25 protein-coding genes are annotated in these 26,309 nt (G+C 39.9%); 4 read left to right on the top strand and 21 right to left on the bottom strand.

All coding sequences use genetic code 11. The annotated features are described in order from the left end of the window. Nucleotides 1-437 precede the first annotated feature (437 nt). The 3 genes from JOC83_RS11800 to JOC83_RS11790 are packed head-to-tail and all read right to left on the bottom strand — an operon-like array spanning nt 438 to nt 1,266. Nucleotides 438-737 (bottom strand): TIGR04104 family putative zinc finger protein, encoded by a 300-nt coding sequence (locus JOC83_RS11800; protein ID WP_205187509.1) that lies wholly within the window; start codon nt 735-737, stop codon nt 438-440. A 43-nt stretch (nt 738-780) separates the two neighbouring features. Further along, a complete protein-coding gene (locus JOC83_RS11795) occupies nt 781-1,059 on the bottom strand; it encodes an ATP-binding cassette domain-containing protein (protein WP_205187965.1) in 279 nt (92 codons plus the stop codon). A 12-nt stretch (nt 1,060-1,071) separates the two neighbouring features. Next, nucleotides 1,072-1,266, bottom strand: a complete 195-nt coding sequence (locus JOC83_RS11790; RefSeq protein ID WP_205187508.1) for a hypothetical protein — start codon at nt 1,264-1,266, stop codon at nt 1,072-1,074. Between the two features lie 382 nt (nt 1,267-1,648). Here JOC83_RS11790 and hflX point away from each other — a divergent pair, with 382 nt between their 5' ends. After that, complete coding sequence (gene hflX, locus JOC83_RS11785) at nt 1,649-2,914, top strand: GTPase HflX (protein ID WP_205187507.1); 1,266 nt, start codon at nt 1,649-1,651, stop codon at nt 2,912-2,914. A gap of 131 nt (nt 2,915-3,045) precedes the next feature. Here hflX and JOC83_RS11780 read toward each other — a convergent pair whose 3' ends face one another. After that, a complete protein-coding gene (locus JOC83_RS11780) occupies nt 3,046-4,014 on the bottom strand; it encodes an NAD(P)-dependent alcohol dehydrogenase (RefSeq protein ID WP_205187506.1) in 969 nt (322 codons plus the stop codon). A 353-nt stretch (nt 4,015-4,367) separates the two neighbouring features. Further along, nucleotides 4,368-4,724 (bottom strand): antibiotic biosynthesis monooxygenase family protein, encoded by a 357-nt coding sequence (locus JOC83_RS11775; protein WP_205187505.1) that lies wholly within the window; start codon nt 4,722-4,724, stop codon nt 4,368-4,370. 125 nt (nt 4,725-4,849) lie between these two features. Between JOC83_RS11775 and JOC83_RS11770 the strand changes: the two genes are divergently transcribed. Next, nucleotides 4,850-5,806: a hypothetical protein gene (locus JOC83_RS11770; protein WP_205187503.1), complete on the top strand. Its 957-nt coding sequence runs from the start codon at nt 4,850-4,852 to the stop codon at nt 5,804-5,806. Nucleotides 5,807-5,970: 164 nt separating this feature from the next. Here JOC83_RS11770 and JOC83_RS11765 read toward each other — a convergent pair whose 3' ends face one another. Both JOC83_RS11765 and JOC83_RS11760 read right to left on the bottom strand, forming a co-directional pair. Further along, nucleotides 5,971-6,729 (bottom strand): sugar phosphate isomerase/epimerase family protein, encoded by a 759-nt coding sequence (locus JOC83_RS11765; protein ID WP_205187501.1) that lies wholly within the window; start codon nt 6,727-6,729, stop codon nt 5,971-5,973. Nucleotides 6,730-6,856: 127 nt separating this feature from the next. Then, the gene (locus JOC83_RS11760; RefSeq protein WP_205187499.1) at nt 6,857-7,249 is read right to left on the bottom strand and encodes a hypothetical protein; all 393 of its coding nucleotides are present in this window, start codon (nt 7,247-7,249) and stop codon (nt 6,857-6,859) included. Between the two features lie 141 nt (nt 7,250-7,390). Between JOC83_RS11760 and JOC83_RS11755 the strand changes: the two genes are divergently transcribed. Then, nucleotides 7,391-8,695 carry a Y-family DNA polymerase gene (locus tag JOC83_RS11755; RefSeq protein ID WP_205187497.1) on the top strand — a complete coding sequence of 435 codons (1,305 nt, stop codon included), beginning with the start codon at nt 7,391-7,393 and terminating at the stop codon, nt 8,693-8,695. Between the two features lie 27 nt (nt 8,696-8,722). Here the strand turns inward: JOC83_RS11755 and JOC83_RS11750 are convergent, their stop codons facing one another. The 4 genes from JOC83_RS11750 to JOC83_RS11735 all read right to left on the bottom strand — a co-directional run bounded on the left by JOC83_RS11750 (nt 8,723) and on the right by JOC83_RS11735 (nt 12,668). Beyond that, entirely contained in the window at nt 8,723-9,454 is a 732-nt protein-coding gene (locus tag JOC83_RS11750) for a Dph6-related ATP pyrophosphatase (protein WP_205187488.1), read from the bottom strand. Nucleotides 9,455-9,488: 34 nt separating this feature from the next. Next, nucleotides 9,489-10,478, bottom strand: a complete 990-nt coding sequence (locus JOC83_RS11745) for an ornithine cyclodeaminase family protein (protein ID WP_205187486.1) — start codon at nt 10,476-10,478, stop codon at nt 9,489-9,491. 169 nt (nt 10,479-10,647) lie between these two features. Next, entirely contained in the window at nt 10,648-11,958 is a 1,311-nt protein-coding gene (locus JOC83_RS11740; RefSeq protein ID WP_205187484.1) for an MFS transporter, read from the bottom strand. A 29-nt stretch (nt 11,959-11,987) separates the two neighbouring features. After that, nucleotides 11,988-12,668: a FadR/GntR family transcriptional regulator gene (locus JOC83_RS11735; RefSeq protein WP_205187482.1), complete on the bottom strand. Its 681-nt coding sequence runs from the start codon at nt 12,666-12,668 to the stop codon at nt 11,988-11,990. Between the two features lie 221 nt (nt 12,669-12,889). Here JOC83_RS11735 and JOC83_RS11730 point away from each other — a divergent pair, with 221 nt between their 5' ends. Then, on the top strand, nt 12,890-13,312 hold the full coding sequence (locus tag JOC83_RS11730; protein WP_205187480.1) for a VOC family protein: 423 nt from the start codon (nt 12,890-12,892) through the stop codon (nt 13,310-13,312). A gap of 208 nt (nt 13,313-13,520) precedes the next feature. On the opposite strand, the gene JOC83_RS11725 is transcribed toward JOC83_RS11730, so the two are convergent. From JOC83_RS11725 to JOC83_RS11680, 10 genes are all read right to left on the bottom strand, one after another. After that, nucleotides 13,521-14,405 (bottom strand): phosphotransferase family protein, encoded by an 885-nt coding sequence (locus tag JOC83_RS11725; RefSeq protein ID WP_205187478.1) that lies wholly within the window; start codon nt 14,403-14,405, stop codon nt 13,521-13,523. A gap of 241 nt (nt 14,406-14,646) precedes the next feature. Then, nucleotides 14,647-15,360, bottom strand: a complete 714-nt coding sequence (gene tatC / locus JOC83_RS11720; protein WP_338038905.1) for a twin-arginine translocase subunit TatC — start codon at nt 15,358-15,360, stop codon at nt 14,647-14,649. Nucleotides 15,361-15,427: 67 nt separating this feature from the next. Further along, on the bottom strand, nt 15,428-15,634 hold the full coding sequence (tatA, locus tag JOC83_RS11715; RefSeq protein WP_205187470.1) for a twin-arginine translocase TatA/TatE family subunit: 207 nt from the start codon (nt 15,632-15,634) through the stop codon (nt 15,428-15,430). A gap of 15 nt (nt 15,635-15,649) precedes the next feature. Next, the gene (locus JOC83_RS11710) at nt 15,650-17,542 is read right to left on the bottom strand and encodes an alkaline phosphatase D family protein (protein ID WP_205187468.1); all 1,893 of its coding nucleotides are present in this window, start codon (nt 17,540-17,542) and stop codon (nt 15,650-15,652) included. Nucleotides 17,543-17,931: 389 nt separating this feature from the next. Then, nucleotides 17,932-18,381, bottom strand: a complete 450-nt coding sequence (locus tag JOC83_RS11705; protein ID WP_205187466.1) for a YfmQ family protein — start codon at nt 18,379-18,381, stop codon at nt 17,932-17,934. 129 nt (nt 18,382-18,510) lie between these two features. Then, the gene (locus tag JOC83_RS11700; protein ID WP_205187464.1) at nt 18,511-19,317 is read right to left on the bottom strand and encodes an amidase; all 807 of its coding nucleotides are present in this window, start codon (nt 19,315-19,317) and stop codon (nt 18,511-18,513) included. Between the two features lie 201 nt (nt 19,318-19,518). Then, nucleotides 19,519-20,895 (bottom strand): N-acetylglucosamine-specific PTS transporter subunit IIBC, encoded by a 1,377-nt coding sequence (gene nagE, locus JOC83_RS11695; protein ID WP_205187462.1) that lies wholly within the window; start codon nt 20,893-20,895, stop codon nt 19,519-19,521. A 140-nt stretch (nt 20,896-21,035) separates the two neighbouring features. Next, nucleotides 21,036-22,304, bottom strand: coding sequence for an exo-beta-N-acetylmuramidase NamZ domain-containing protein (locus JOC83_RS11690; RefSeq protein WP_205187444.1), 1,269 nt, complete (start codon nt 22,302-22,304; stop codon nt 21,036-21,038). Between the two features lie 18 nt (nt 22,305-22,322). Beyond that, a complete protein-coding gene (locus tag JOC83_RS11685; protein ID WP_205187443.1) occupies nt 22,323-24,404 on the bottom strand; it encodes a glycoside hydrolase family 3 protein in 2,082 nt (693 codons plus the stop codon). A gap of 23 nt (nt 24,405-24,427) precedes the next feature. Continuing rightward, nucleotides 24,428-26,122 carry a serine hydrolase domain-containing protein gene (locus JOC83_RS11680; RefSeq protein WP_205187441.1) on the bottom strand — a complete coding sequence of 565 codons (1,695 nt, stop codon included), beginning with the start codon at nt 26,120-26,122 and terminating at the stop codon, nt 24,428-24,430. Nucleotides 26,123-26,309 lie beyond the last annotated feature (187 nt).

Here is a 26,309-nt window from a genome sequence, read left to right as displayed (position 1 = left end):
CCTTCTTGTCTAGTGAAAAACAAGTCGTACGGTTTATGTACGACTTGTGGAGAATCACGTTATCTGACTTTTCTTTTCTATTTATTCTGTCTGTTGTATATACAGTATGTTTAATAGTAATTGTATTTTCTTTTCATATCAATAGTGAGATGGAACGGAATTTCCAATAGACCGTTTGACGCAAGTATGACTATTCATTCGTGAGAATAGTTCTACTTTTTTTATTATTGAAAGAACTACATCCATTTTTATACAAAAATAGAACCATTTCCTTTTTCACCCATTGTTTCTCATCATTATCATGAACTCTTCGCTAGGGCTCCATATCAAGTGATGGATTTAGTAAACGCACAAAATGTGAACATGATGATTGAATATGCAGATCAAGCTAAAAAAACAGGAGCTCAGTGTGTGGACACTAAGCTCCTGTTTCATTGTTACCAAAGCGGCTCCTCTTCATTAGATAACTTCAGCAGGAATGGATACGTGATAAACATCCCAAGCGCTGCACCTATCAACAAGCTGAACGACACTTGTAATGGAATACTCAAACTCGTGGTAAGCAATAGAATCAGCGGTGGAATGAAGCTGAGGAAACTGCTTTTTATGCGAGAACGTTTTGTGACATACTGCACATGATTACAAGATGGACATATCATCTGGTGAGAAAACGCAAATGACCTTTTGAACGTTTGCTTCCACGTCCATCTCGTTTGACAATGTTGACATGTTGGCATACTCATTCCTCCCTCCATTCATATCTTAGTATCTTTTTCCTTTTTATGTCATAACTTTTCCATCCTGTACATGAATGACCCGCTGCGCTCTCTCTGCTACCGCAGAATCATGGATAATCATCACAATCGTTTTTCCCTCTTCATGAAGTTCACTAAAAAAATTCAGCACGTCTATACCTGTTTGTTGATCGAGCGCTCCCGTTGGTTCATCCGCTAAAATAGCGGACAACTCCCCAACTAACGCACAGGCAATGGCGACGCGCTCTTGCTGTCCACCTGAGAGCTCATTGGGTCGATGAAATGTGAGGGGTTTGTGAGTGATTGATTAGGAAATCTATGCCTTTTCTTCTTTTTTCATCACTTGAAGTGTAACCAAAAGGCCAGTCAACCCCGCTGAAAGCGTTGGAGCCAAACTTAACCAAAAAAAGCGCCACTCTCCTGTTAGCCATGACACGAGCAGAAAAATAACCGGAAAAAGAGTTAAAACGACGATTGAAACAACAAAGCCAATTTTCGTTCCTGTTTTCATGAGCCTCATTCCTTTCTATCCAAAATGACAGTATGAGTAAAGAAGCTTCTTCATTACGTTACATAGCCAACCTTTTTTTGGTAAATACTGATAATTATAGTTTAACATGAAAGCTTTCTACTTAAAACAAACGACGATATCCATCGTAACGTCATTACGCTTGAACTATCCTCTTGCTCTAACAGTATGATATAATGTGGGTGGCTTTTAAAAATGGATAGAGTTGCTAATTCATGATGAAACATGAAAAGCAGTGTATCAATGATAAAAAACCCTATATGTACACTTAGAGGGAGAGGCCAATCTTCCTCTTTTTGCTGTCTTTAAATGCTGAAAAATGGGTAAACCACTAGTAGAGAACTCGTAATGGGAGGATACATAAATGATCGAAGAAAAACAAAGAGCCATTTTAGTTGGCGTTCAATTAGATAAACAGTCTGGATTTGACTATTCAATGGAAGAGCTTGCAAATTTAGCCGACGCACGTGACATTGAAGTCATTGGTCAACTCACACAAAACTTAGATCGTATTAATAAAGCAACGTACGTTGGAAAAGGAAAAGTTGAAGAAATCCGCGCTCTTTTAGCGGAAACAGATGCAGATCTTATCATTTGTAACGATGAGCTTGCTCCTTCTCATCTTCGCAATTTAGCCGATGAATTAGACACAACTGTAATGGACCGTACAACCCTTATTTTAGACATTTTCGCCACGCGTGCAAAAACAAAAGAAGCGCAATTACAGGTTGAAGTAGCAAAGCTTCAATACCAGCTTCCTCGCTTAGCAGGTCTACATGAGGCATTAGGTCGTCAAGGTGGTGGTTCCGGTGTTCAAAATAAAGGGGCTGGTGAGACGAAGCTAGAATTAAACCGCCGTCGCGTAGAAGATCGCATTACGGCACTGAACCGAGAATTAGAAACGTTTGTGGCAAAACGTGACGTTCAGCGTAAGCAGCGCAAGAAAAATGATGTACCAGTTGTGTCATTAGTTGGCTATACGAACGCAGGGAAATCAACGATTATGAATGCGTTAGTTGATCTGTTTCATCCACAAGAAGAAAAGCAAGTATTTGAAAAGGATATGCTGTTTGCGACGCTTGAAACGTCGGTACGTAACATCACGCTGCCAGATCAAAAGTCATTTTTGCTAACGGATACCGTTGGATTTGTTGACAAGCTTCCGCATCATCTCGTTAAAGCATTCCGCTCGACGCTGGAAGAAGCCAGAGAAGCGGATGTACTCATTCATGTTGTTGATTATTCCAATCCTCATTATGAGCAGTTAATTGACATTACGAACAACACGTTAAAACAAATGGGTATTGAAAACGTACCAATGGTGTATGCATACAATAAAGTAGACCTTGTGGACGAACACGAGCCAAAAGTTGAGAACGCCATTTACTTATCTGCAAAACAGAAAGTCGGAATTGATCAACTCATTGATGCGATTGCTTCACACATCTTTGATGATTACGTAAAATGCCAAATGTTAATTCCATATGACAAAGGTTATATCACCTCTTATTTAAATGAAAAAGCAACGATTTTTGAAACAAGCTATGAAGAAAATGGGACGCTTTTAACTCTTGAGTGTCGCAAGAAAGATTTTGACGTGTATCAGTCGTTTGTAGTGGAGAACGACTAAGAATAACAACCTGTACAAGTTTATAGAATCCCTTGCCCGTCTGTCCGTTAATAATAGTTAACGTTGGTGGGTAAGAGATGTTGGAGGTTGAGTCAAACATGGAACTCTTTTCCACTTTCGACTCAACCTCTTTAAATTGTTATGACTACTTTCCCTGTCGCATGTCCTTGTTCAAAGTATGCAAATGCGTTAGGAACTTCGCTGAACGAAAAAGTACAATCAATGACCGATCTTATTTCACCTGCCTGAAGAAGATCTTTTAGAACAAGAAGGTCTTTTTGATTTGGCTTTTGTAGCACATGTTTTAGCTTCTTTTGACTAAACAACGACATCCACGGCCCTAGCATCATCGCTTCTGCAATTTGCTTTCCGCCACCTCCGACCATGACATACGTTCCATTCTTTTTTAACGCTCGCTTGTAAACAGAAAGTGGCTGATAACCGTTTACTCCTAAAATGAGATCATACTGCTCCGTTTGTCTCGTAAACTCTTCTTTTTTATAATCAATGACAACGTCTGCGCCCAGTGATTGAACAAGGTCTACATGTCTTGTACTGCATACAGCCGTTACAGTGGCACCAAACGACTTTGCAAGCTGTACCGCAAACGTTCCAACGCCTCCAGATGCTCCGTAAATTAACACATCCTGCCCTGCTTGAATGTCCCCTTTATCCCGAAGAGCTTGAAGAGCTGTCACAGCGGCCATCGGTACCGCTGCTGCTTCTTCAAATGAAACGGTAACAGGCTTTCGTACTAACGAATGTTCAGGAGCAGCGACATACTCGGCAAATCCACCCCATCCATCGCTTGACAAGTCACCAAACACTTCGTCACCTAGTTGAAATTGCGTTATGTGTGCACCGACTGCTTCCACACGACCTGCAATGTCACCACCTGGGATTGGATATTTCGGCTTTACTAGTCCAGACCATAGGCGCGCTAAAAGCGGCTTTCCTTTTAAGAGCGCGAGATTTCCATAATTCATAGACGCTGCATGAATACGTACGAGAACTTCATCGTCTTTTACAGTTGGCGTTTCTAGTTCTTTTAACTGAAGAACATCCGTTGAGCCGTACTTAGGTTGAACAATCGCTTTCACACCTTCTCCCCCTACCTTTTGTCAAGCTTCCTTTAAAAGATATTCACATAAGGGGTGATACTTGTCATTCTGCAAGAAAATCCTCTATTTATATAGAAATATCTTATTATAATAAAAGAAAAACAAGGAGGATAATAATCGTAGAAATTATCAATGGACAAGTAGAAGGATACAACAAGCTTTCCGTTTCTTTTACATGATTTACAAAAATGAGCAGCTATTCGATTATTACATCATCTATCAGTCTCTTCTTACAATTATTTATCATGCTTTTTGTGAATAGGAGAGACATTTTCTTTGGTTTGGGCAATCGCTTAACACTCTTGATGATTATAAACGTTTGATAAAAATACTCATTTAAGCGGATGATTCTCATCCATTTCTGACACGTCAAAAAAGCTTTGCCTCTCAACCTTGCACACTCTTAATGAAAAGCGTGTATACCATTCTTCTTTTCCTCTCCTTTGAGCGACAAGATGAGCGGCGTGTTCTTTCCATTGCTGAATGGCTTCTAATGACTTCCAGTACGAAACGGTAATTCCTAACCCTTCGTCTCTTGCACTTTCAATGCCTAAAAAGCCCTCTTGTTGAGACGCTAGCTCCACCATCTTATCAGCCATCGCTCCATAACCGCGATCCCCTTTCGTTCGCTCTGAAGAAAAAATAACTGCGTAATAAGGCGGTTTAGGCATTTTTACAATGTCACTCATCATTACATTCCTCTCTTTCTTATTGACTCTAGTCTTTTTATCGTCCATTAGTACCCTTCCATGAATGAATCTGATTTTTTTCACATACGTTAGTCATAGCTTAAGACAGAACGGAGGAACAAACAATGAAAGTCATTCAGAGATTGATGAGCGTATTGCGAAAAAAGCGTCATCCCCCTCTTATGATGGGAGCAACCTTTCAAAAGCAGCCGATTCCAATCGATTATCGAAGTGAAGAAGGATTAAAAGATAGGCCGGATGAACAATATTTCCGCCCTTCTCGCCTTCCCATTCTTAACACACGCCTGACTAGCTTTCAATTTTTCCAACCGTACTATGATAAAACATATGATGAAATTGTTGTACCCACTTCACTTCTTCGATCACCTGAAGAAACAATTGTTCACTATTTTAGCGTGTTACGTGAAGCAGAAAACCTAACAGAAGCACAAAGCGGTGGGTGTGGATCGGTTGGTAATGCAAAAATCCCCTACCCGCTTGCCTACAATTTCTTCACAAACGACTATCAGCAACGCATCTCTTACTCTACCTACTTGGATTCATTTAAAGGCGTTGGTCATACAAACTTATTAAAAGTACACAAGCTCCCCAATGACCCAAACCATCCTAGTACAATCCCTTACTTTATTGAAATCGAAACGATCGAAGGTTCAAACAAGGAAGTAACGTATTTTGCTTATTACTATGGGTATATGTATCTCAAAAAAGAAAAAAATCAATATAAAATCCATGAGCTGAATTTATACGGAGAAGACTTTTTATGTGCCGCTTATCATCTATGGCAGCATAACGCAGAGGCCGTCGTCGCCATTGAATATGGAGAATGGTGCAAACTTATCAAAAAACAGCTTCCAACAAAGCAAGATGGCTATATCAAGCAAATTGACATTGTAGGTACAGACGGCCACGATTACCAGTTTATCTTTTTTCAACTTACCAATGACACAGATATATTAGTTTCTCAATATAAACGAAATAAAAGCGGACAATGGGAAGTGATGAAGATGGACCCAAGGGATTGTTTGGAAGAAAGTAAGAAAAAAAAGAGTCACAATCATTAGAGTTTATTTCTTCTAAAAGGACTTTTTATCTTCTGCCATAAACCTAACCATAGAAAACTGCACCTCCAATTGTTAGATAGTGTCTAACAATTAGGGTGCAGTTCAAGTGATTATAGTCTACAACACTCAAGAACACAAGCTCATTCCTAAGCTTGCCTTACTTCTCATTTTTCAAGCAATGTTTTTAAATAACGGATACTTTCCCCTACACTCTCAAGGGCTGAACCCTCACATTTGTCTTGTTCAACAATCCACCACTTGATAGTTGAGGATGAACCTTGTTGAACAATGGCGTCTAAATCTACTCCACCCGTTCCGAGTTTCGCAAATGTTTTGCGGTCATCCACTGTCATGTCTTTTAGGTGAACCACCGGCGTACGACCTTGATATTTTGTTAGCCATTCAACTGGACGTTCACCTGAGATGGTGAGCCAATACACATCAAACTCTGCTTTCACCCACTCGGGATTTGTTTCGTTTAAAATCATTTCAAGCGGTGTGCGCCCATCTGGAAAACGAACAAGTTCAAAGTCATGGTGGTGATACAGTAATGTAAGCCCTTCATTCGCGCATCGTTTCCCAACATGATTCAACAAACTGATTAGTTGACGGTAGTCATCCTCTGTTCGTCTCTCTGGTGGCAAATATGGACAAACAATATATGTACTGCCAATTCCTTGCTGATATTCAATGACTTGATCAAGGTTTTCTTCTAGTTCCTCAATAGAAACATGGCTTGAAACTGCCTTTAGCTCCAATCGGTCAAGTACTCGCTTTAATTCACTCGCTTCTAATCCACCGTAGCCTGCAAACTCTACCCCTTCGTAGCCAAGCGCTGCTACTTTTTCAAGTGTACCGATAAAATCTTGTTCTGTTTCTTTTCGTAGTGTATATAGCTGAAGAGCAATTGGAATGTGTGTCATGATCTCTATCTCCTTTACAAGATGTCAGTATGTAAGTCTATTCCACTCTTACACTTCTACTTTATGCTTAACATTTCCTTCCTTAGTGAACACCTTTCCCGCTTTTTCATTTCCAAAACATCGTCTATTACCTATATTTTTCATCTAACAAATCAAAAAACAACTTTCTACCACTCGTTATGTAATTATCTAGAAAGGTTTGAAGAGCTAAGTTAACAAGCCAGTTGACCGGTTGCTTTTGTTCTTGAGCGGCTGCTTCTAGCTCATACTTAATCATCGAAGGAATTCGCACTTGAAGCCTTGAATGATTCGCTCCGCTTGGTTGTTTCATCACCGAAAACACATTGTTCATATGTTCTTCATATTGCTCAAGAAACGAGAGCAATATCATCGTCACAATGGCGTTCTTTGTTAACCCTAATTCAAGTGCCATTTGATTAATCTCATCATGAAGCGACTGCGGTAAGTATAAATGAATCGGAATTGCCTCTCCTTTTGCAGTTAATTGGATATTTTTCATTGCATCAACCCCTTTTTTCTATTTTATACCATCAAAATGATGGTACATTACATGCATAAACGAACATTTGTTCTCATTATACTAAAGGTACGTGTTTATGAAAAGGTTCTATTTAAAAATTCATAAAGAAGGAGAATGACTATGAACAACAACCTACCGCGTCACGATGTGATTTGCATTGATATGAAGTCGTTTTACGCAAGCTGTGAAGCTGTATGGCGAGGGTTAGATCCGCTGACGACAAAGCTAGTTGTTGTAGGGGATGTGAATCGAAATGGAAGTGTCGTCTTAGCTGCTTCTCCGCTCATGAAGACGTTATATGGCATTAAGACAGGCTCACGACTATTTGAAGTACGTAATATTTGTGACACGTCCATTATAATCGCTCAAGCAAGAATGGCTCATTATTTAACAACATCTAAGTATATCACCACCATTTTTGAACGATTTGTGCCTCTAGAAGCGATTCATACATACAGTGTCGATGAAAGCTGGCTAACTCTTGATGGAACAGACAAATTATGGGGTACTCCATGGGAAGCATCACGTCGCATTCAGAAAACCATATACGACGAAACAGGATTAATCGCAACGATTGGCATTGGCGACAACAAGTTTCTTGCCAAGTTTGTGTTAGATGTATACGGAAAAGAACAAGGAATTGCAGAAGCAAGGTACGAAACAGTAGAAACGTTGTTTCATCATTTACCGATTCAAGACATGTGGGGAGTTGGGCCAAATCTTACTCGTCGATTACAAAACATGAACATTTTGACGATAGGAGATTTAGCACATGCGCAAGTAAAAAACATGAAAAACGAATTTGGCATCATTGGGGAACAGCTTTGGTTTCAAGCATGGGGCATTGACAAGCAGCCTGTTTTTTATAGTAAGCACGCCCCTCCACCGACAGCATTTGGGTTCTTTAACGACGATTTACCGAACGAAGGAATCAAATCAGTCGGTCGGGGAGTAACGCTTTTACGCGATTACAAGGAACCAACAGATATTTTACAAGTAATTAACGACTTAACGCATGAAGTATGTGAAATATTACGAAGGCGTCATATAGAAGCGAAAACCATCCATTTATCCATCACTTATTCAAGACATACAGCCCTTGACGGCTTTTCAAGGCAAGTATCGTTGACACATGCACGTACAAACGATCCAAAAGATGTCTATGATCAATGCATGACTCTTTTTTATCAATTTCATCATCCTCGCGCGATTGTACGTAAAGTTCGTGTATCCGTTTCAGGGCTCGCTCCTGAACAGCTTACGTTAGGAATTGACCGTCGGAAAGCGCAAAGACAAAAACTACTTCAAATTATGGATAAATTAAATGACAAGCTCGGAAAAGGTAGCATCCGAACAGGCTCTAGCTATCTCTCTTCTAGCATTGCCCCTACACGTGTTCATAAAATTGGGGGTCATACAAAATAAAAAAAGGTGCTGTAGACAGCAGACTCATCATCTGCTCTGTACAGCACCTGTCTTTTCAACTAATTGACAACTTTGAATATCAAGTGACCACAATCCTTGATTGAGAATCGTTTCTGCCTTTGTAATGTCAAGCCTTTTTAAAAAGTTTGGACCATCTAATACAAATGAATGATACTCACCAAGTTCACCCATTACGTCTTTTCCAGCTTGCTGAATGTCGTAAAAGAAACGCCAACCAAGCATCCGACCTACCCATGTTTTATCAAAATGCTGATTTGATACTTGACAAATAACAGCCCGAAATTCCAAAGAAATAAACTCATCTAGCAAACGATCTGCTTGTTCACGTGTCGTCCACAACGGAAACAATGGCACAAGTCCTGCTTTATAAGAAACAGCTTCATTCCACTGACGATCCTCTTCTTGATACAAGCTACCAAACGCCACAGCATCCGCGTTATACTCTTCTTTTATCTCAACAAGCGCCCGTTGAAGAGATTGCTCATACTCACCGGCCGAATCGATTAATACAACTGGAAGACCTAACGCTTGCGCTTGCAGTTTTAAAATTGGCAATCGAGTCCCGTGCGTATGACTCCGCTCATCTTTTTCAGACACCATGGATAGTAAGCAAACGACATCATGCTGTTGCTGTAAATGATATAATGCAAGACAGCTATCTTTTCCACCACTCCACGAGAGAATGACCCTTCTCTTTCTCTTCTCTTCCATTTTCTTCACAACCTTTGTTTCATTCACTACTTATGCTTCCTTTAAACATCAACAACAATCGTTAAAAAGTGAACGTGGTGCCTACACCTGATTCAATTGCTTTTTTATAAACCGTTGCCGCGACCATTGTATCTAAATAGGCAATACCGACCGATTTATAAAGCGTAATTTCATCCTGAGAGGTTCGACCATTTTTTTTATTTGTTATAATCTCACCTATTTCTCCATAAATAGAAGTAGGATTCCACTGTTCTCTTTTCATTGGAACAAGAAAATCGCCCGCTTCATGAAGAGCACCTTCTAACGTATCGACTACAATTTTATCACTATTATAGAGCGTTTGAACATCTACTTCTTGCATATGTGGTTGATAAGAACCAATGGCATTAATATGTGTGCCTTTTTTAACTAGTCTTCCATTAAAAATGGGGGTCGTTGATTTCGTACTGCAAATAACAATATCCGCTTGACGAACAGCATCATTTGCGTCTTTTTCGATTGTAATCGTCCCATTCCAATCTGGATACAGCTCTTGTAATGTCTGCTTCATGCTTTCCGCCTTTTCCACTGTTCGATTATACAAAATCACATGTTTTAATTCTCGAACAGCCATGACCGCTTGAATTTGCCCGACAGACTGTGCGCCGCAGCCTAACACCGCGCATACGGTTGCATCTTCTTTTGCTAAATACTTCGTCGCTACACCACTTGATGCCCCTGTACGTAAAACGGTTAAATAACTAGCATCCATCATCGCTACGTGCTCACCAGTCTGTGCATCGGTGAGCACAATCATTCCTTGAAGAACCTTACGCCCTTGTTTAGCATTTGTCGGAAAGATGCTGACAATTTTAATGGCTGTATAATCTTCCGGCTCAATGTAAGATGGCATATACAGCGTTTCGGCACCTAGCTTTTCATGAGGAACGGATAATCTGATAGGTGCCACTGTTTCTCCTACCTGTCCATATCGAAATGCTTGTTCTACATCTTGTAAGCAATCGTTCATTGAATAGAGATTTTGAATCATTTGTTTATTTAATAGTAACAATGCCTTCACTCCTTTATAAGAACCCTAATTAAAGGGGCTGTGTCAAAACCCGGACACAGCCCCCAACATCCCCGCATCTCTAAAATCTAGTTCTATCAATAGATAGCTAAGGATGTTACAAAAAACCATTTCTCTCGTTTTAACAACTTACGAAATAGTTTTACTCCCTTTATAGAGCTGATGTTTGATCTTTCGGCTCTTCAACGTGTTTTGTCTCACGTGTGAACATAATAGCAACTAATGAAATCAAACCTGTTGCAATAATATAGATAGCTACTGGTACAGATGAGTTGTTGTAAGTACTTAATAGTGCCGTTGCGATTAATGGTGCCGTTCCACCTGCAACCGCCGCTCCAATCTGGTAGCCAACTGTTACACCTGTATACCGAACGTTTGTGGCAAAAATTTCTGAAAACATCGTTCCTAAAATAGCGGTAATTGGTGCCCAAATAATACCTAGACCGATAATGGTGGCAACCGTTAACCAAAATACAGAATTTAATGACAATAAGTAAAAATAAGGAAATGCATATAAAATCATCGCAATCGTTCCACCAATGTAAAGCGGTTTACGCCCCACTTTATCTGACCATTTCCCCATAAATGGAATCATGATTGTTGTAATGAGTGTTGCAATCGTAACGGCATTGAGCGCCTGACTTCTTTCAAATCCTAATGTACCTGTTGCGTACGAAATGATAAAGGTTGAAAAAATATAAAACGGTGCAGTTTCTACTACTTTTGCGCCAACAGCAATTAAGACTGAACGCCAATGGTACTTAAAGGTATCCACTAATGGCATTTTTGAAATGTTACCTGTTTCTTTTGCCTCTTTAAATGCAGGCGTTTCATCCAATCCATTTCGAATCCATAAACCAAGAAAGACTAATAAAGCACTTAAAATAAACGGCACGCGCCATCCCCATGCAAGAAAGGCTTCGTCTGGTAAGAGCGTCATCAATGAAATGGAGAGTGTCCCGAGTAACATCCCGATGGTGACACCCATTTGTGGAATACTTCCGAAAAACCCTCTTTCTTTCTTTGGTGCGTATTCAACCGCTAATAAAAGTGCACCACCCCATTCTCCGCCAATGCCAAGACCTTGAATTAAACGAAGTACAATGAGTAAAATTGGTGCCCAAATGCCAATTGTTTCATAAGAAGGTAACAATCCAATAAGCACGGTCGCAATTCCCATTAACGATAAGGTCATCACAAGCGTCTTTTTTCGGCCAATTTTATCTCCAATGTGACTAAAAATAACGCCTCCGAGCGGACGAATAAAAAATGGAATGGCAAACGATGCATAGGCAAGCATTAACCCAACGGTCTCATCTTCTGCTGGAAAATATAGCTTACTGAACACAAGCGCTGCGACCGTTCCGTATAAAAAGTAATCATACCATTCAATTGAACTTCCTATCAAACTCGCAATCAATGCTTTTTTGGCAATTCTTGCTTCCTCTTTTGTTTGAGCCATATGTATCTACCCCTTTTCGACCATCGTGATTAAAACAACTGTTGAACCGATAATTCTACCGCTTCAATGAGCTTATCTACTGAGCGCTTTGCTTTCTCAGGTTGCTGTTGTTTCACATGGTGAAAAAGCTCTTCATGAAGATGATAAGTATCTTCAAAAATTTGTTGAATGCCTTCATTTTGTTGCCAAAACTCATGAAATGAATCATATACTGCCTCAATCATTTGACACAGCGTAGGATTATGAGACGCTTCATACAACGTTTGATGAAACAACAAGTCAGCTTGTGCCGTATCTTGATTTAGTATACGAAGACGTTCATAGACACGTAAGTTTTCTTCCATTCTCACAAGCTGTTCATTCGTTGCTCGCATTGCTGCAAGTTCAACAGCTCGTCCTTCTAATCCTCTTCTTACATCACAAAGCTCAAGTAAAAACGTCTTTTCACTTTCAATAATGACACGTGTTTGAATGTGATGAGCACCCGCATCTTTCACAGATACGCCTCTTCCATTCACAATTTCAACCACATGCAGCGCTTCTAAATGACGCAACGCTTCACGAATGCTTGTGCGACTTACGTCAAATTTCTCTCCTAACTCTGCCATTGAAGGAAGCCAATCCCCTTTTTGCAGCCCCTTTGTGCGAATATATTGCTTTACTTGATCTGCGACCATTTCATGAATGAGCTGCTTTCGAACGTATAACAAAACCTCCTCCCCCTTTACCTTTTCTAAGCTGTCTACCTATCATATAGGCTAGTATAATATGATTAGTAAGAAAATTACAAATGTTTTTTGGAAGACACTGTCATTTTTTAAACTCTTTCTACGACGAAAGCATGAGAAACATCATTCGTAAGGTGGATGATGTTTCGATGACTTGTTTTGTATACTGAAAGTAAACTAACGCAATGAGAGAGGGAACACATATGAAGAAAGCATGGCCGAACAAGATGAAAATTACCCAAATGCGAATAGCACGACCAACTAATCAGCTAAAAAAGCTTGAAGAGTTCTATTGTGAAGGGTTAGGTCTTGAAAAAATCGGATCTTTTCAAAATCACGATGGCTATGATGGATTGATGATCGGATTGCCCGACAAAGACTACCATCTGGAATTTACCCAACATCAAGACGGAAGTCCATGTCCCGCTCCTACAAAAGACAACTTACTTGTTTTCTACATCCCAGATGAAGATACGATCAAGCTACTAACAGCTAGATTAAAAGAAATGGGTTATGAACCCGCCCCACCCGAAAACCCGTACTGGGAAGAAAAAGGCCTGACAATCGAAGATCCAGATGGGTGGCGCATTGTATTAATGAACTGGATCGGAATTGGACATTCATAAACGAAAAAACTAGAGGCTGTTCCTCTAGTTTTGGTCGTTTCTACCCCAGTCGTATCCTGATTTCCCTAGATAATATAGAACAAAAGCAGAAGAAATAATCCCACCTAATACAATGATAAGGTTCATTTCAATAGCTCCTTGAACATGTTTTCTTACTTACTTCAACAACTATTTAGGGAAATGGATAATAACTGGTATTTTCTTCTCTTTAGTTAACAGATATCCTATTCATTGCCTGTTGAACAAACCAGTTTAGTAGCCTTTTCATACTACGCTCGGTTTTTTCGTCCAGCCCCCATTCACTCATCTTTGACATTGGTCCAACAGCAGCGACTAAATCCCAATACGGAAGATTTCCGTAATCAAGATGAGGCATCATCACCTTATAGTGATTCGTAAATTCTTGCATGCCCTCTTCCCTAAATGTCCATAGTAGTTCTAGCCGACTGTTGGCTAAATCAGATAAGGGATCACCTATTGCGGCATCTTCCCAATCAATAACCGCTACGAGCTGATGATTTCGCCACAGTGTGTTCCCTGGCCAAAAATCACCGTGAAGTAGCACTTCTTGATTTTCTCTATGTCTTGTCCAAGAGGATAAGGCTGCTAGGATATGCTCATTTGGAATGTGTGAAGCCACAGAGATTGACGATTTCTTTGGAAGAAATGAGACATCAACCTTATTTAAATCTACTTGATGAATCAGTGCTAGATTAGTCGCAAACTGAAACACCGTGTCTGAATTGTAGAGGGGGGTGGATTCATGTTCAACATATTCAATAACAATAACAGGTGTCGATGAACAATCACATTGTTCATCAATGTAATAAGGGGTTGGTACAGGAAGCGCTTCTAATTGAAGCTGCTTCAACAACTTATACTCATCAGCTGCCACATGTGGATTTCTCGTTATGTCCACTTTACTATGTCGACGCGCAACGAACTTTTTTAGCTGACCATTGTTTCTCCTTACTTCCATTGCTGTCACTTCCGCAGACACTCCTCCTTTTAACGGCCAAGTACGGAGGAGAGTATTAGTTGGATCGATACGTTTAGCGAGCTGATGGAAGTTTATTTTTTCGTTGCAATTCATCTTTCTTCTCCTAATAGGTAGTTCTTCTCATTATACGTTATATTGAATCGGTACCCAATACTCCTCTATTAAAGAAGGAGGTGTTGCAAAAGTCATGAGAAATAACAAAGAGCTCTTTAACGCAATAACCCTTGCGCATCTATCCATTACTTTCACTAGATTTTAGAGGCAAGGGATGTCCGGGGCTGAGTCCAAATAAGAGGCTTTTGCTCATTTTGACTTAGCCCTTCTTTCTCATGAATCAAGCATAGCTTCTTTGCTTACCGCGATTATACACCCACGTGCACAATAGAATACTCAGCTCATAAAGAAGAAATAAAGGAATGAGAACGAATAGTTGAGAAAGAAAGTCTGGTGGTGTTAAGACTGCTGATAAGATAACTAAAGCTAGGTAGACAAACTTTCTGTATTTCGTCATCATTGTTGGTGTAAGAATGCCAAGCTTCGTTAAAAATAGTACAATGGCTGGTAGTTCAAAAAGCAAACCTAACGGAACCGTCAGCTGTAGTAGAAATCGAAAATATTTTTCTGCTGTGAACATCGTTTGAAACATTCCATCTGAAAGAGTCACGACAAATGCTAAAACCTTTGGAAACACAACAAAATAACCAAATAAAACACCCGTTACAAATAAGATAAACAGTAAAGGAATAAAAAGCATCGTCACACTTCGCTCATGCTCTTTTAATGCTGGCTTCACAAACGCCCATAGGTGATAAGCAGCAAGTGGAATCGTACATGCGAGTGCACAAGTACTAGCTAACATAAAATAAACCCATAAAATCTCAGATGGACCCAGCACGGCTAGCTTCAAGTCTGCTTCTTTCATAATCCATCGATAAATAGCTCCAACATTCAAAAAGCCAACGATAAGGAACATGACATATGCACCTAGTACAACCATTAACCTTTTACGAAGTTCAGTTACATGTTGGAAAAAGAACGTTTGATCCACAGAAAATCCCTCCTTTCTAACAAAAGAAGCTATCTCATTTTGTTAGACAAGATAGCTCCTTTTTATTCTAGGAAACTTTTTCTTCTACTTTTTCTGACTTACCTTTCTTCTTAGCTGGTTCGTCATCATTCATTAAATCTTTTGTTCCTTTTTTAAACTCTTTTAGCGTTACTCCAAATGAACGGCCAATTTCAGGAAGCTTAGAAGGTCCAAAAATAATAAGCGTAATGACTAAGATTAAAATTAAGCCAGGAACACCAATGTTTTGTAGCATGTTATTTCCTCCCCTTTATGCTTTTTGTAGACTTTGACCTTGTGTAATATTTAATTTCACTTCACCGTTTGGAATTTCACATTGCCATAATAAAGACTTTGAAGCTTGTGGTTTCTCAATGTTATCAACTGAATAAGCCGTCCATTTTGCCTTTGTGTTTGTTAATTCTAAAAGTGCATAGCCATGAGCTGTGCTGTCAAATAGTTCAATCCATGGATTCTCTAATTTCACGATTTGCTGCAGTTCCTTAAACAGAAGCTCTGCTGTAATAGTAGAAGCATCACTTAACCGTTCTTTTAAAACCGAAACAAGCTCTTCTGCCGCTTCAATCGGAATCGGTCCAGATATATCAGGTGCTTGATTGAGAGCATTCCGAAGCGTTTCTCTAAGGTTACTTGATGTAACGGATCCAACCATGAGCTCCACACCATATTTTTTACCTAAAGGTTTATATTCTTCTTGAAGATAAGAAGCTTCAAACGTATGAAAATCACCAGTAAGTGCAATGAAATTTTTAATTCCTTCATTTATGACTGTTTCTGCAATGAAGTCTCGCTCATACGCATAGCCATCCCACGCATCTAAGTTTAAAAATTTCCCTAACACTTTCAGTTGTGTAATTTGTACTTCATTAGCCCAAATATTCCACGTATTGCTAGCATTTTTCAATTCATTTATAAACCATTCTTTTTGCGTTTGACCAAGCATTGTGCGGTTAGAGCTTGTTCTATTTTCACATCCTCTTGACAGGTAACGATCTAATGTATCTTGTCCACAAGGATGTGCACTTCGATAAAGACGCTGATCTGTTACGAAGATTGACGCGAGCTTTCCAATTGTAACCGTACGATAAATTTTAATGGATTCTTCAAATGATTTAGATCCATCATATGGTACACGTGCTGGCATATATTCAAACCATACTTGATTTGCAGTTAGTCTGCGAGCCGGATCTGATTCTGGATTGTCATCAGGGGCAACCGCAGGGTAATACGTATCGTTCGCAAATTCATGATCATCCCACGTTGCGACCATACCGTGCTTTTCATGCAGCTTTTGTAAATCCTTATCCCCTCGATACGTCTGATAAAGCTTGCGGTAATCCTCTACCTTCATTGCTTTACTTTGTCCGCTTGGTAAGGAAATTTGTCGGTCTTTTAAATTCCCTTGATAAGCTGCATCACCAACGGATTCATAAATGTAATCTCCTACATGTAAAAAGAACATCATATCCTCTTCTGCCATATGACCAAGTGCATTAAAATAACCGTTCGTGTAATCTTGACATGAAACATAGCCGATTTTGGCAGATTGTACATCACTATCTTTTTGAGGTAGCGTTCTACATACGCCTGTTTTACTTGCATATCCGTTCTTTGTAATAAAGCGATAATAATATGTTTCGTTCGAAGCAAGTGCCCCATCTAAATCCACTCGTACAACATTGTCATGATCTTTCCAGATTGGTGTGAAGCCACGAACCTCGACTGATGAGAAGTCACTTGACTTACTCACTTCAAACATAATAAATTTCCCTTGTTCAATTGCTTCTTGCAACGATTCATCATTTTGCTCATCTGTTTTTTCTAACCAATAAATGAGTTCACTATTAATTTCTTGATTTGAAAATCCTTCTTCTTTTGAAGGATCTACTCTTGTCCAAAGCATCATACCACTAGAAGTTGGATCACCTGATGCGACTGATTGAGGAAATCCATCTCCAACAGAATGAACCACTTTATATGGCTCTACGTCAGTAGCCGCTTGTGCTTTTGACACGAAAGATGTCAGCCTTCCAATCCCGCTCGATTCTAATGCAACGACTGCAGAACCTGCTAGAAAGTATTTTAAAAACGTTCTTTTTGATTGATCATAGCTTTCCTTGTTCAACCCATGCTGTTTTTTCAAAGCTGAATCCTCCTTTTAATTGGTACACTTTCAGCCTACAGAGGAAATTTAAAGATAGTTTTAATAATTCATTACAGTCTGATTAATAAGTTATTACGAGACAATGAAAATAGTGGACAATAAAGGAACGAATATAAAAATAAGGAAATTTTTCAGCTAACACTACACTTTAAGCTACTTAGAATGACAGTGTCTCATAGATTGCAGGAGATTTGATTTAGTTGTTGGTGAAAAAGATGAGTAAGAATTTCTCTAAAAGAAATATTGTAAGCCGTATCAGAGTTCAGTACAGAAGACATAGCATTTTTCATCATGATAAAAAAATAAAGCAACGCTTAGAGCGTTGCTTCTTCTCAATTGATATGTAGAACTAACACGGCTTATATTATTTAAACAACTTCCCCAGCTACTGCTACAGAATGCTGCTGAAGACGATTAGAGACAAGGCGATATGCAACAAGTTTCTTCTTACCTTGCTTCACCACATCAATGTAATCATGATAACTGTAAACAAACAACCTTACATCTCGTTTTCCCATCTTCGTATCAATAACAATTGGAGTACCACCGTTGTCTGGCTGTAAATATAAGTGCTCGTTTCCTGGAAAGATATAATGTTGCTTTATAAAAATCGCTTCGTTAAAAGCATCAAGAACTTCTATTTTGCCTTTACCTTCTAATAAGTTTGAATCAATCGTAACTGTTGTGTTTTCTTCATCTAATTTTGAATGAGTTTCAAATTTTTTAAACATCCATGCCACCGCATCATTTGGAAGACACGTTAATAATATTTTCACAAATGCTAGGACAATGAGCGAAAGCAAAACCGTCAACGTCATCTTTCATCACCTCTATGCTTTCTAAAGTATCATAATACTATCACTTTTTTGCATGAGAGAGAATGCCCAAGACAGCCTCATAGAGCAGTAAATGTCTCATTGTACTCATTTGTTCACATTTCCTCTCCTTTACTGTTCCTTCCACTCTTTCCAACTACTTAAATGATGCACAGCAATTCCTGAAAACGATGATTCTTGTTTATAAAACTGCTTCACTTTACGTAGTTCCTGATAAAGTACCTCTTTTTCTTTACTATAAAATGACGTATAAGATTCCTCTAAAGGAACCGTTTCAACTGCAATGATAATTCTTTTATTCCTTTCGTTGGCCCACTTGACCTCGTTTTCACTTAGTTCAATGATGCCACCTTCTCCTTCTGCGTGATTTCGGTACGCCATAATGGTCGCTTCATCGACGGTTGATAAAATCCATTTCGCTAATATTCCCTGACCAAACTGATTCTCATAAATTAGTTCATCAAACCAAAATGGCATATCGACTCCAAATCGCAAGTCCATCTCGGCACTTCTAGCTGCGACTCTTTGAACCACCTGCTGATACTGTTTAATCATCTCATCTTGATGAACGTCCCACTTATCCTGTAAGTAAGGCTCTACATCTATATGAACACCTTGAAATCGTTCATTTGGCAAAGCTGCACGCTGATAAGAAGAAAGCCACGTAAAAAACTCATTCTCTTCTGTTCGGTCATTTCCCCAAGTAGGTGAGCCATCTAATGCATATACAATAACATCTTGATCAGTCATCGCTGAAATAAATTGCTGATAATCTTCAGCTTTGACCTCATTTGAATATTGAAGATATATTGTGGAGATTTTTTCGTCATTGATAAATGTTAGGAGGTCGTTCATTTCACTCTGAATAAGCGTCGTATCCCATATCCACGTTGCAACTTCATCTCTTTTTTTACTCATTTCACTCCATACCACCACAGTTAATAACATCAGGGTAAATACACTTAGTAGCCATTTCTTTGTCAATTTCCTCACTCGTTTCTATGTAACGCGTTCATATCTATACTTTACCATGTTCCAAACTACAAATAATGAGATTATTGGAGTTATATCAAAAAAAGCCAATCCCCCTCACAAGAAAGGAATCGGCCATCTACGAATCTATTTTTTCTTTAGTTCATTCGATAAAAATTCGACGTCGGTGCCAACGATTACTTGTAGATCCGTTTCACTTAACTTCATAACCCCTTTTGCACCTAGTTGTTTAAGACGCACTTCGTTCACAATACTCGTATCTTTTACTTTTAAACGAAGGCGGGTCACACAGTTGTCAATCTCTACAAGGTTATCTCTGCCCCCTAATGCTTCTACATATGAATTCGCTAATTGTGTGTAGTCACTGTTTGATGCACCGCTAGCTTCAAACTCTCCTTCTACCTCATCTTCACGCCCTGGTGTTTTTAAGTCAAGCTTGATGATTAAGAAGTAAAAAATAACAAAGTATAACGCCGCATAAATGAGACCAACCCCTGCTAGTAACAACGGTTTTTGCGCGATACCAAAGTTTAAGAAATAATCGATTGCTCCCGCTGAGAAGCCAAAGCCGTGATGAATGTCGAGCACGTATGCTATTGACATGGCCGCTCCGGTTAACACCGCGTGAATGAAGTATAACACCGGTGATAAAAACATAAATGAAAACTCGATTGGCTCTGTAATTCCGGTTAAAAAGGATGTCAATGCTAGACCAAACAATGCACCTGTTAGTGCTTTTCGACGCTCTTTTTTGGCGGCTGCAATCATCGCAAATGCCGCAGCCGGAAGACCGAACATCATGACTAAGAAGAAGCCTGACATGAAGATTCCAGCTGATGGATCTTGAGCAAGGAAGCGCCATAAATCTCCTTTAATCACATCGCCCGCTGCATTCGTAAACTCACCAAATTCAAACCAGACGAGTGTATTTAAAATATGATGTAAGCCTAACGGTATTAAAAGGCGGTTTAAGAATCCAAACACTCCGACACCAGTTGCCCCTGCTCCAATAATCCATTCACCAATACTATCAATAAACGCTTGAACTGATGGCCATAAATAACCGAACACAAACGCAAGGACTAACATGACAAGAGACGTAATAATGGGAACAAATCGTTTCCCACCGAAGAAGCCAAGCCAGTCTGGTAATTTAATAGAATGATAGCGGTTATATAAAAGACCAGCAATAACCCCGGCGATAATGCCTCCTAACACTCCCATGTTAATGGATTCATTAATCGCAACAGCCCCTTCCGTTAAGACAAAGTAGCCAACCGCTCCTGCAAGTGCAGCCGCTCCACTTCCATCTTTTGAAAAGCCTATTGCCACCCCAATTGCAAAAAGTAATGCTAAGTGTCCAAATACAGCGTTTCCGGCTGCTGAAATAAACGGAATTCCTAAAAAATCATCTTGCCCTAATCGTAGTAATAATGCAGCTGCTGGCATAATGGCAATCGGTAGCATCAAAGATTTACCAATTTTCTGTAAAAACCCCAACATGTCAAAACACCCCTTTTTTTAGATGTACTTATAAATATGTAAGCGTTTTCTACAATAGCCCATGCCCTTGTTGTGAGACGAGCTCTTTTTTTAGTAAAATTCCCCACCTTTTATCTAGTAGGCAGGGAATTTTACTACTTTTAATAAAGTAAATAATTCTCTCGTACGTTTTTAAATTCTTCTAATTCTACTTGCCACTCTGCTTTCATGTCTTCAACTGAACGACCGGCCACAATGCCGTCACGTATCCAGCGGTTCCCAATTAGATTATCAAAAAATGAAATACCAGCGCTATTCTCTGCACGGAAAACGAAGTTACTTGGATATAGATCGTGAATGGTTTTCACGATCTGAAGTCCTGTTTCAACTGGCTTGTATTTGCTTCGATCCGTAATATGAATTTGAATACCATGAGACAGCTGACCTGCGTGCTTTGAGAACGTTGGAGTAAACGAAGCCGCTCTAAATGCCACACCAGGTAAGTGCAATTCATTTAAGCTTGTTGCTAACTCATCTGCGTTAATGAACGGTGCACCAATTAGTTCAAATGGCTTCGTCGTTCCTCGTCCTTCTGAGACGTTCGTTCCTTCAATTAACGCTGCACCAGGATACGTAATAGCTGTTTCAAGCGTTGGCATGTTCGGAGATGGCATGACAAACGGTCGCTTTGTGTCATCATAGTACATGCTTCGTTTCCAGCCGTTCATTTCCACAACGGTTAAATCCACCCCAATATTAAATTCCGTATTAAACAGCTTCGCTAACTCCCCAACAGTCATACCGTGACGAAGCGGAATCGCATAATTCCCAACAAAGGATGCATAGTTCATATCTAAAACCGGACCTTCTACATTCGTTCCGTTTAGCGGATTAGGACGATCTAATACGATGAATGGAATGTTATTTTCTTTTGCTGCTTCCATTGCATACGCCATTGTGTAAATGTACGTGTAAAAGCGTGCACCAACGTCTTGAATGTCAAATAAGAGAACATCAATATTCTTCAGCATCTCAGGTGTTGGCTTTCTCGTTTTCCCATATAAACTATAGACTGGAAGACCTGTTTTTTCATCTGTGTAAAACTCAACGTATTGTCCGGCTTGTGCATCACCGCGAACACCATGTTCTGGTCCATAAAGCGCTGTCAACTCCACCTCTGGATCGTTATGAAGCAAGTCCACAATGCTATTTAAGTTTTGATCTACTCCTGTTGGATTCGTAATGAGTCCAACGCGTTTTCCTTTAATGAGCTCTTTTTCTTCACGTAAAAGAACCTCTACGCCTAATGCAAACTTCTTATCCTTTTTCCCCTTGCCATGTCCACGTCCTTTCTCATTATCTGCTAGCACAACAGATAACGAAGAAAGAATTAAGATTACCGTTAGACACGTGATTAGCCATTTCTTCACAAAAAATCCCCCTCGATTTTAGTAGCTTAAACCATGTCCAAATTCATACAGCACGTTTGTTGTTAAGTCTGGAATCGTCACTGGTAGCTTCCCGCTTGGATTGTTTTGACCAAAAATGGTTGCAGCACTTGCTTGAAAGCTTGCTGGTCTGAATCCGTATTGTGCAAGGTACGCATCAACATTTGGATAGGCCATTACATCATACGGATTACGAATCCCAATCGCGATTACTGGTGCATCGGTTTGTGCTACTAGCGTATGAACAAGTTTCATTTGTGCATGTTCTGGTGAACGACCTGACACATTAAATGTACTAGTTCCAACAATAACTGCTTTTGCGTCTTTGACCACTTGCATCTGTGCGTCTGTTAATTGAAACGATGAGGATGCTTCTAAAATTGTTGCATTAGGGTGATACGTTTTAACAGCCGCCGTTAAGTCGGATAGGCTCGTACGACCAACAACTACCACACTGTCGTCCTTTGATACATGTAGCGGAAGTACGCTTTCGTTTTTCACTAATGTAATCGAACGCTCCGCTGCTTCTTTTTCTACCGCTTTATGAGAAGGTGACCCAACAATTTGAAGGGCATTTGCTACTTTTTCCTCTATTGGCTGAGGTGTTTCTTCTTTAAAAATACCTCGATTTACTTTTAACGTTAAAAGGCGCTCAACCGATTGCTCGATACGCTCTTCACTAATGTCACCATCTTTTACTGCTTGAAGTATACCTTCAGCAACCTCTTCTAGCCCAATCGGCATCAACACAATGTCTGTTCCTGCTTGCACGGCGCGAATTGCTGCATCAACTGGACCGAAGTGATCAGCAATTGCTTTCATGTTCATCGCGTCTGTTGAAATAACTCCTTCATAGCCCATTTCATCACGGATTAATTCTGTTAATACTTTATAGGAAAGAGTTGCCGGTACTGCAATTTCTTCACCCGTCTTTTTGGAAATCGCTTTTGTAGGATCAATTTTTGGGAATGTAACGTGAGCGGTCATAATGGCATCAATGCCTGCATTCATCGCTTGTTGGAATGGATAAAGCTCCACTTCCTTTAATCGCTCTATGTCATGAGGGACTTCTGGTAATCCGATATGAGAGTCCACTGCCGTGTCACCGTGACCTGGGAAGTGCTTCGCCGTTGCTGCTACACCTGCTTTTTGAAGTCCTTCAATATAAGCAACCCCCATCTCTGCGACAAGCTTTGGGTCTTCACCAAATGATCGAACACCGATAACCGGATTATCTGGATTGTTATTTACATCCATGTCCGGTGCGAAATTCACATTAATTCCTAACGATGCGAGCTCTTCTCCAATCGCTTGACCGACGTTGCGAGAAATATCAACTGAACGAGTTGCCCCAAGCGCCATGTTTCCAGGCATGTCCGTGCCAGATTGAAGGCGTGTCACAATTCCGCCTTCTTGATCAATTGTCACAAGTAAGCCCTGTTTTTCAGCCGCTTCTTGATATTGAGATACAAGCTTCGCCGTTTGCTCAGTTGTGACAACGTTTTCACGGAATAAAATGACACCACCAAGATGATATTTCTTCACAAGTGCTTCAATTTCTGGAAGCATCTCTGTTACATTTTTACCGTTCCACGTACGAAAGTCTGGCATTAACATTTGCCCAACTTTTTCTTCGATTGTCATGTGATGAATCGCATGATCAATCACGTCATAGCGCTCACCCTTTTGTTTAACAAAAACAGGTTCCACTTTCTTTCCTTTTTGATGAATTGCAATTCGATCTTTAAACGTTCCATCACTGACCGTAATAAATGTGCGACCTAGCTTTCCTTTAAGCGTAACTTTCCCACTTTGATCAACGGTTGCAACCTTTTTATTAGAAGACTTCCATATTAAGTTATTTGTTACTTTGGTGAAATGACCATCTTTAAAGACACGTAATGCTTGAAGCTCAAAATGATCGGTTACTTCTTTTTCTACTTGTGGAATATTTTCAACAAGAATTAAATCTTTTACAGCGCTTTCTGCTGATACAGTTTGAGGCTTCATTGTCCATAATTGCGTAACGACAAGTAGAAACGCAACGAAAGATAAAGCTAGCTTTCTTATATACTTCTTCATCTTCATTCCTCCATCCCTTTCAATTAATAGCTACGTTTTGTCCATCCTTCTCCTGATAATGTGACTTTTTTCAATTGACCATTTCGTTCACGCTTGACATCTTGCACGTACCAGCCACGACCATTGACCGTTGCATCTGTTTGATAACGAAAGCGAATGTATGTCGACCCTTTTGGAACCGTTACGCGTTTTTGTTGCCAATCAATGCTACTTCCTGTAAACGTTGAAAGTGCCGTCCATGTTTCACCATCAGCAGATGCTTCTACAAAGCCAAAGTCTGAACCATTTTCAATGCGATGCCACGTGTTAAAGGATAGGATTTCTTCCCCTTCAACTTGTGCAACTAAGGTTTTTTGAATGTTGTCACCATATCCAGCAAACCAAGCCTCTTCTTTATTCGGCATTTTCACAGGAATGGAGTCAGCCACTTGTCGTGCGAATGCGCGTCTTGCGATGTTTGTTGTTACCGTACTACGAGATGGATGCACACGATTTGTTAAGAGAATGGCAATGGTATCGTTATTTTTATTAATGACAATGGACGTTCCTGTATACCCAGTATGCCCTAACGTAGATCCTTCTGATAATGCATCCATGAACCATCCTTGCCCTAACTCCCAACCTAAGCCATGATCGTTACCAGGAAATTGAGGAATTTGATTTTCAACAAGAAGTTTGACCGTTTCTTTCTTTAAAATTTTCTTACTGCCATAACGGCCATCATTGACGTACATATGCGCAAACTTCGCTAAGTCTGATGCAGTTGAAAAAACTCCTGCATGCCCTGCAACCCCATCTAGTGACCATGCATTCTCATCATGCACTTGTCCCCACACAAGACCACGGTTAATGGATGGTTGATATTCCGTTGCGGCAACTCGGTGCTGAAGTGAAGCTGGTGGATTATACATCGTATCTTTCATACCAAGTGGGTCCGTAATGTACTTTTTCACAAACTCATCTAAGCGTTGACCTGATAATCGTTCAATGAGAGCACCGAGTGTAATCATGTTTAAATCGCTGTATGTATATTTCGTATCGGGTTTGTTTGCTAATGGATGTTTAAACACAATTTGCATGCGGTCTTCACGACTTTTACCTTGTGAATAAAGAGGAATCCAAGCCGTAAATCCTGATGTATGAGTCATCAGCTGACGAATCGTCACCTTCTCTTTACCGTTTTGTGCAAACTCCGGAATGTAGGTGGCGACTGGATCATCGAGGTCGAAATAGCCTTGCTCATACAATTTCATCGCGGCAGTCGTTGTAAAGATTTTACTAATCGAAGCTAAATCAAAGATAGTATTCTCTTTCATCAAAATGGGACTTGCTGCCTCGGTGAACTTGTCATCTTCATAACGATACGCGTATCCATATGCATCATGCTTTACAACATGTCCACGCCTAGCAACAAAAGCAACTGCTCCTGGCATCACTTTGTCAGCAATCATCTTTTCTAGAATCGGATCAATTTCATCAAGGGCTGCCTGCATCATTCCTGCTCCTTTTACTGAGCCTGGATGGAGCACTGGAGACGTCGGACCTGGTCGATCCCACGTAAATCCTGGATGAGCTTTATGACTCGTTCTCTTCGCATCATTCATCTCCATTGTTGCCAACACATTCCTTCCCTCTACGTTCGCGGATGCATCAAGCGGGACAAACACAGACGTACTCACGACAGCCGCTAACGCAATTAACATTGATTTACGTTTCATCGTTCTCCTCCTTTATTTATATTTTGAAAATTCTAACATTAACACAATTCCAGTTTAGTGGATTAGCAGTATAGTTGTATATACCACTTAAGTCCCGATGTGACGACTTGTTCTAGTTCTTTTGTTTTAATATAATTAAAATTATAGGGAGATTAGAATCATGAAGAGGTGTCACTTAGACTCATCG

This window comes from Priestia iocasae, from assembly GCF_016909075.1.
Classification (GTDB): domain Bacteria; phylum Bacillota; class Bacilli; order Bacillales; family Bacillaceae_H; genus Priestia; species Priestia iocasae.
Note: the sequence above shows the minus strand (reverse complement) of the source record. Positions and strands in the feature narration are given on the sequence as shown.

Coding starts and splice junctions, on each gene's coding strand:
- JOC83_RS11800 (WP_205187509.1), bottom strand. CDS start 737: ATGCCAACATGTCAACATTGTCAAACGAGATGGACGTGGAAGCAAACG.
- JOC83_RS11790 (WP_205187508.1), bottom strand. CDS start 1,266: ATGAAAACAGGAACGAAAATTGGCTTTGTTGTTTCAATCGTCGTTTTA.
- hflX (WP_205187507.1), top strand. CDS start 1,649: ATGATCGAAGAAAAACAAAGAGCCATTTTAGTTGGCGTTCAATTAGAT.
- JOC83_RS11775 (WP_205187505.1), bottom strand. CDS start 4,724: ATGAGTGACATTGTAAAAATGCCTAAACCGCCTTATTACGCAGTTATT.
- JOC83_RS11770 (WP_205187503.1), top strand. CDS start 4,850: ATGAAAGTCATTCAGAGATTGATGAGCGTATTGCGAAAAAAGCGTCAT.
- JOC83_RS11765 (WP_205187501.1), bottom strand. CDS start 6,729: ATGACACACATTCCAATTGCTCTTCAGCTATATACACTACGAAAAGAA.
- JOC83_RS11760 (WP_205187499.1), bottom strand. CDS start 7,249: ATGAAAAATATCCAATTAACTGCAAAAGGAGAGGCAATTCCGATTCAT.
- JOC83_RS11755 (WP_205187497.1), top strand. CDS start 7,391: ATGAACAACAACCTACCGCGTCACGATGTGATTTGCATTGATATGAAG.
- JOC83_RS11740 (WP_205187484.1), bottom strand. CDS start 11,958: ATGGCTCAAACAAAAGAGGAAGCAAGAATTGCCAAAAAAGCATTGATT.
- JOC83_RS11730 (WP_205187480.1), top strand. CDS start 12,890: ATGAAGAAAGCATGGCCGAACAAGATGAAAATTACCCAAATGCGAATA.
- JOC83_RS11725 (WP_205187478.1), bottom strand. CDS start 14,405: ATGAATTGCAACGAAAAAATAAACTTCCATCAGCTCGCTAAACGTATC.
- tatA (WP_205187470.1), bottom strand. CDS start 15,634: ATGCTACAAAACATTGGTGTTCCTGGCTTAATTTTAATCTTAGTCATT.
- JOC83_RS11705 (WP_205187466.1), bottom strand. CDS start 18,381: ATGACGTTGACGGTTTTGCTTTCGCTCATTGTCCTAGCATTTGTGAAA.
- JOC83_RS11700 (WP_205187464.1), bottom strand. CDS start 19,317: ATGAGTAAAAAAAGAGATGAAGTTGCAACGTGGATATGGGATACGACG.
- nagE (WP_205187462.1), bottom strand. CDS start 20,895: ATGTTGGGGTTTTTACAGAAAATTGGTAAATCTTTGATGCTACCGATT.
- JOC83_RS11685 (WP_205187443.1), bottom strand. CDS start 24,404: ATGAAGAAGTATATAAGAAAGCTAGCTTTATCTTTCGTTGCGTTTCTA.
- JOC83_RS11680 (WP_205187441.1), bottom strand. CDS start 26,122: ATGAAACGTAAATCAATGTTAATTGCGTTAGCGGCTGTCGTGAGTACG.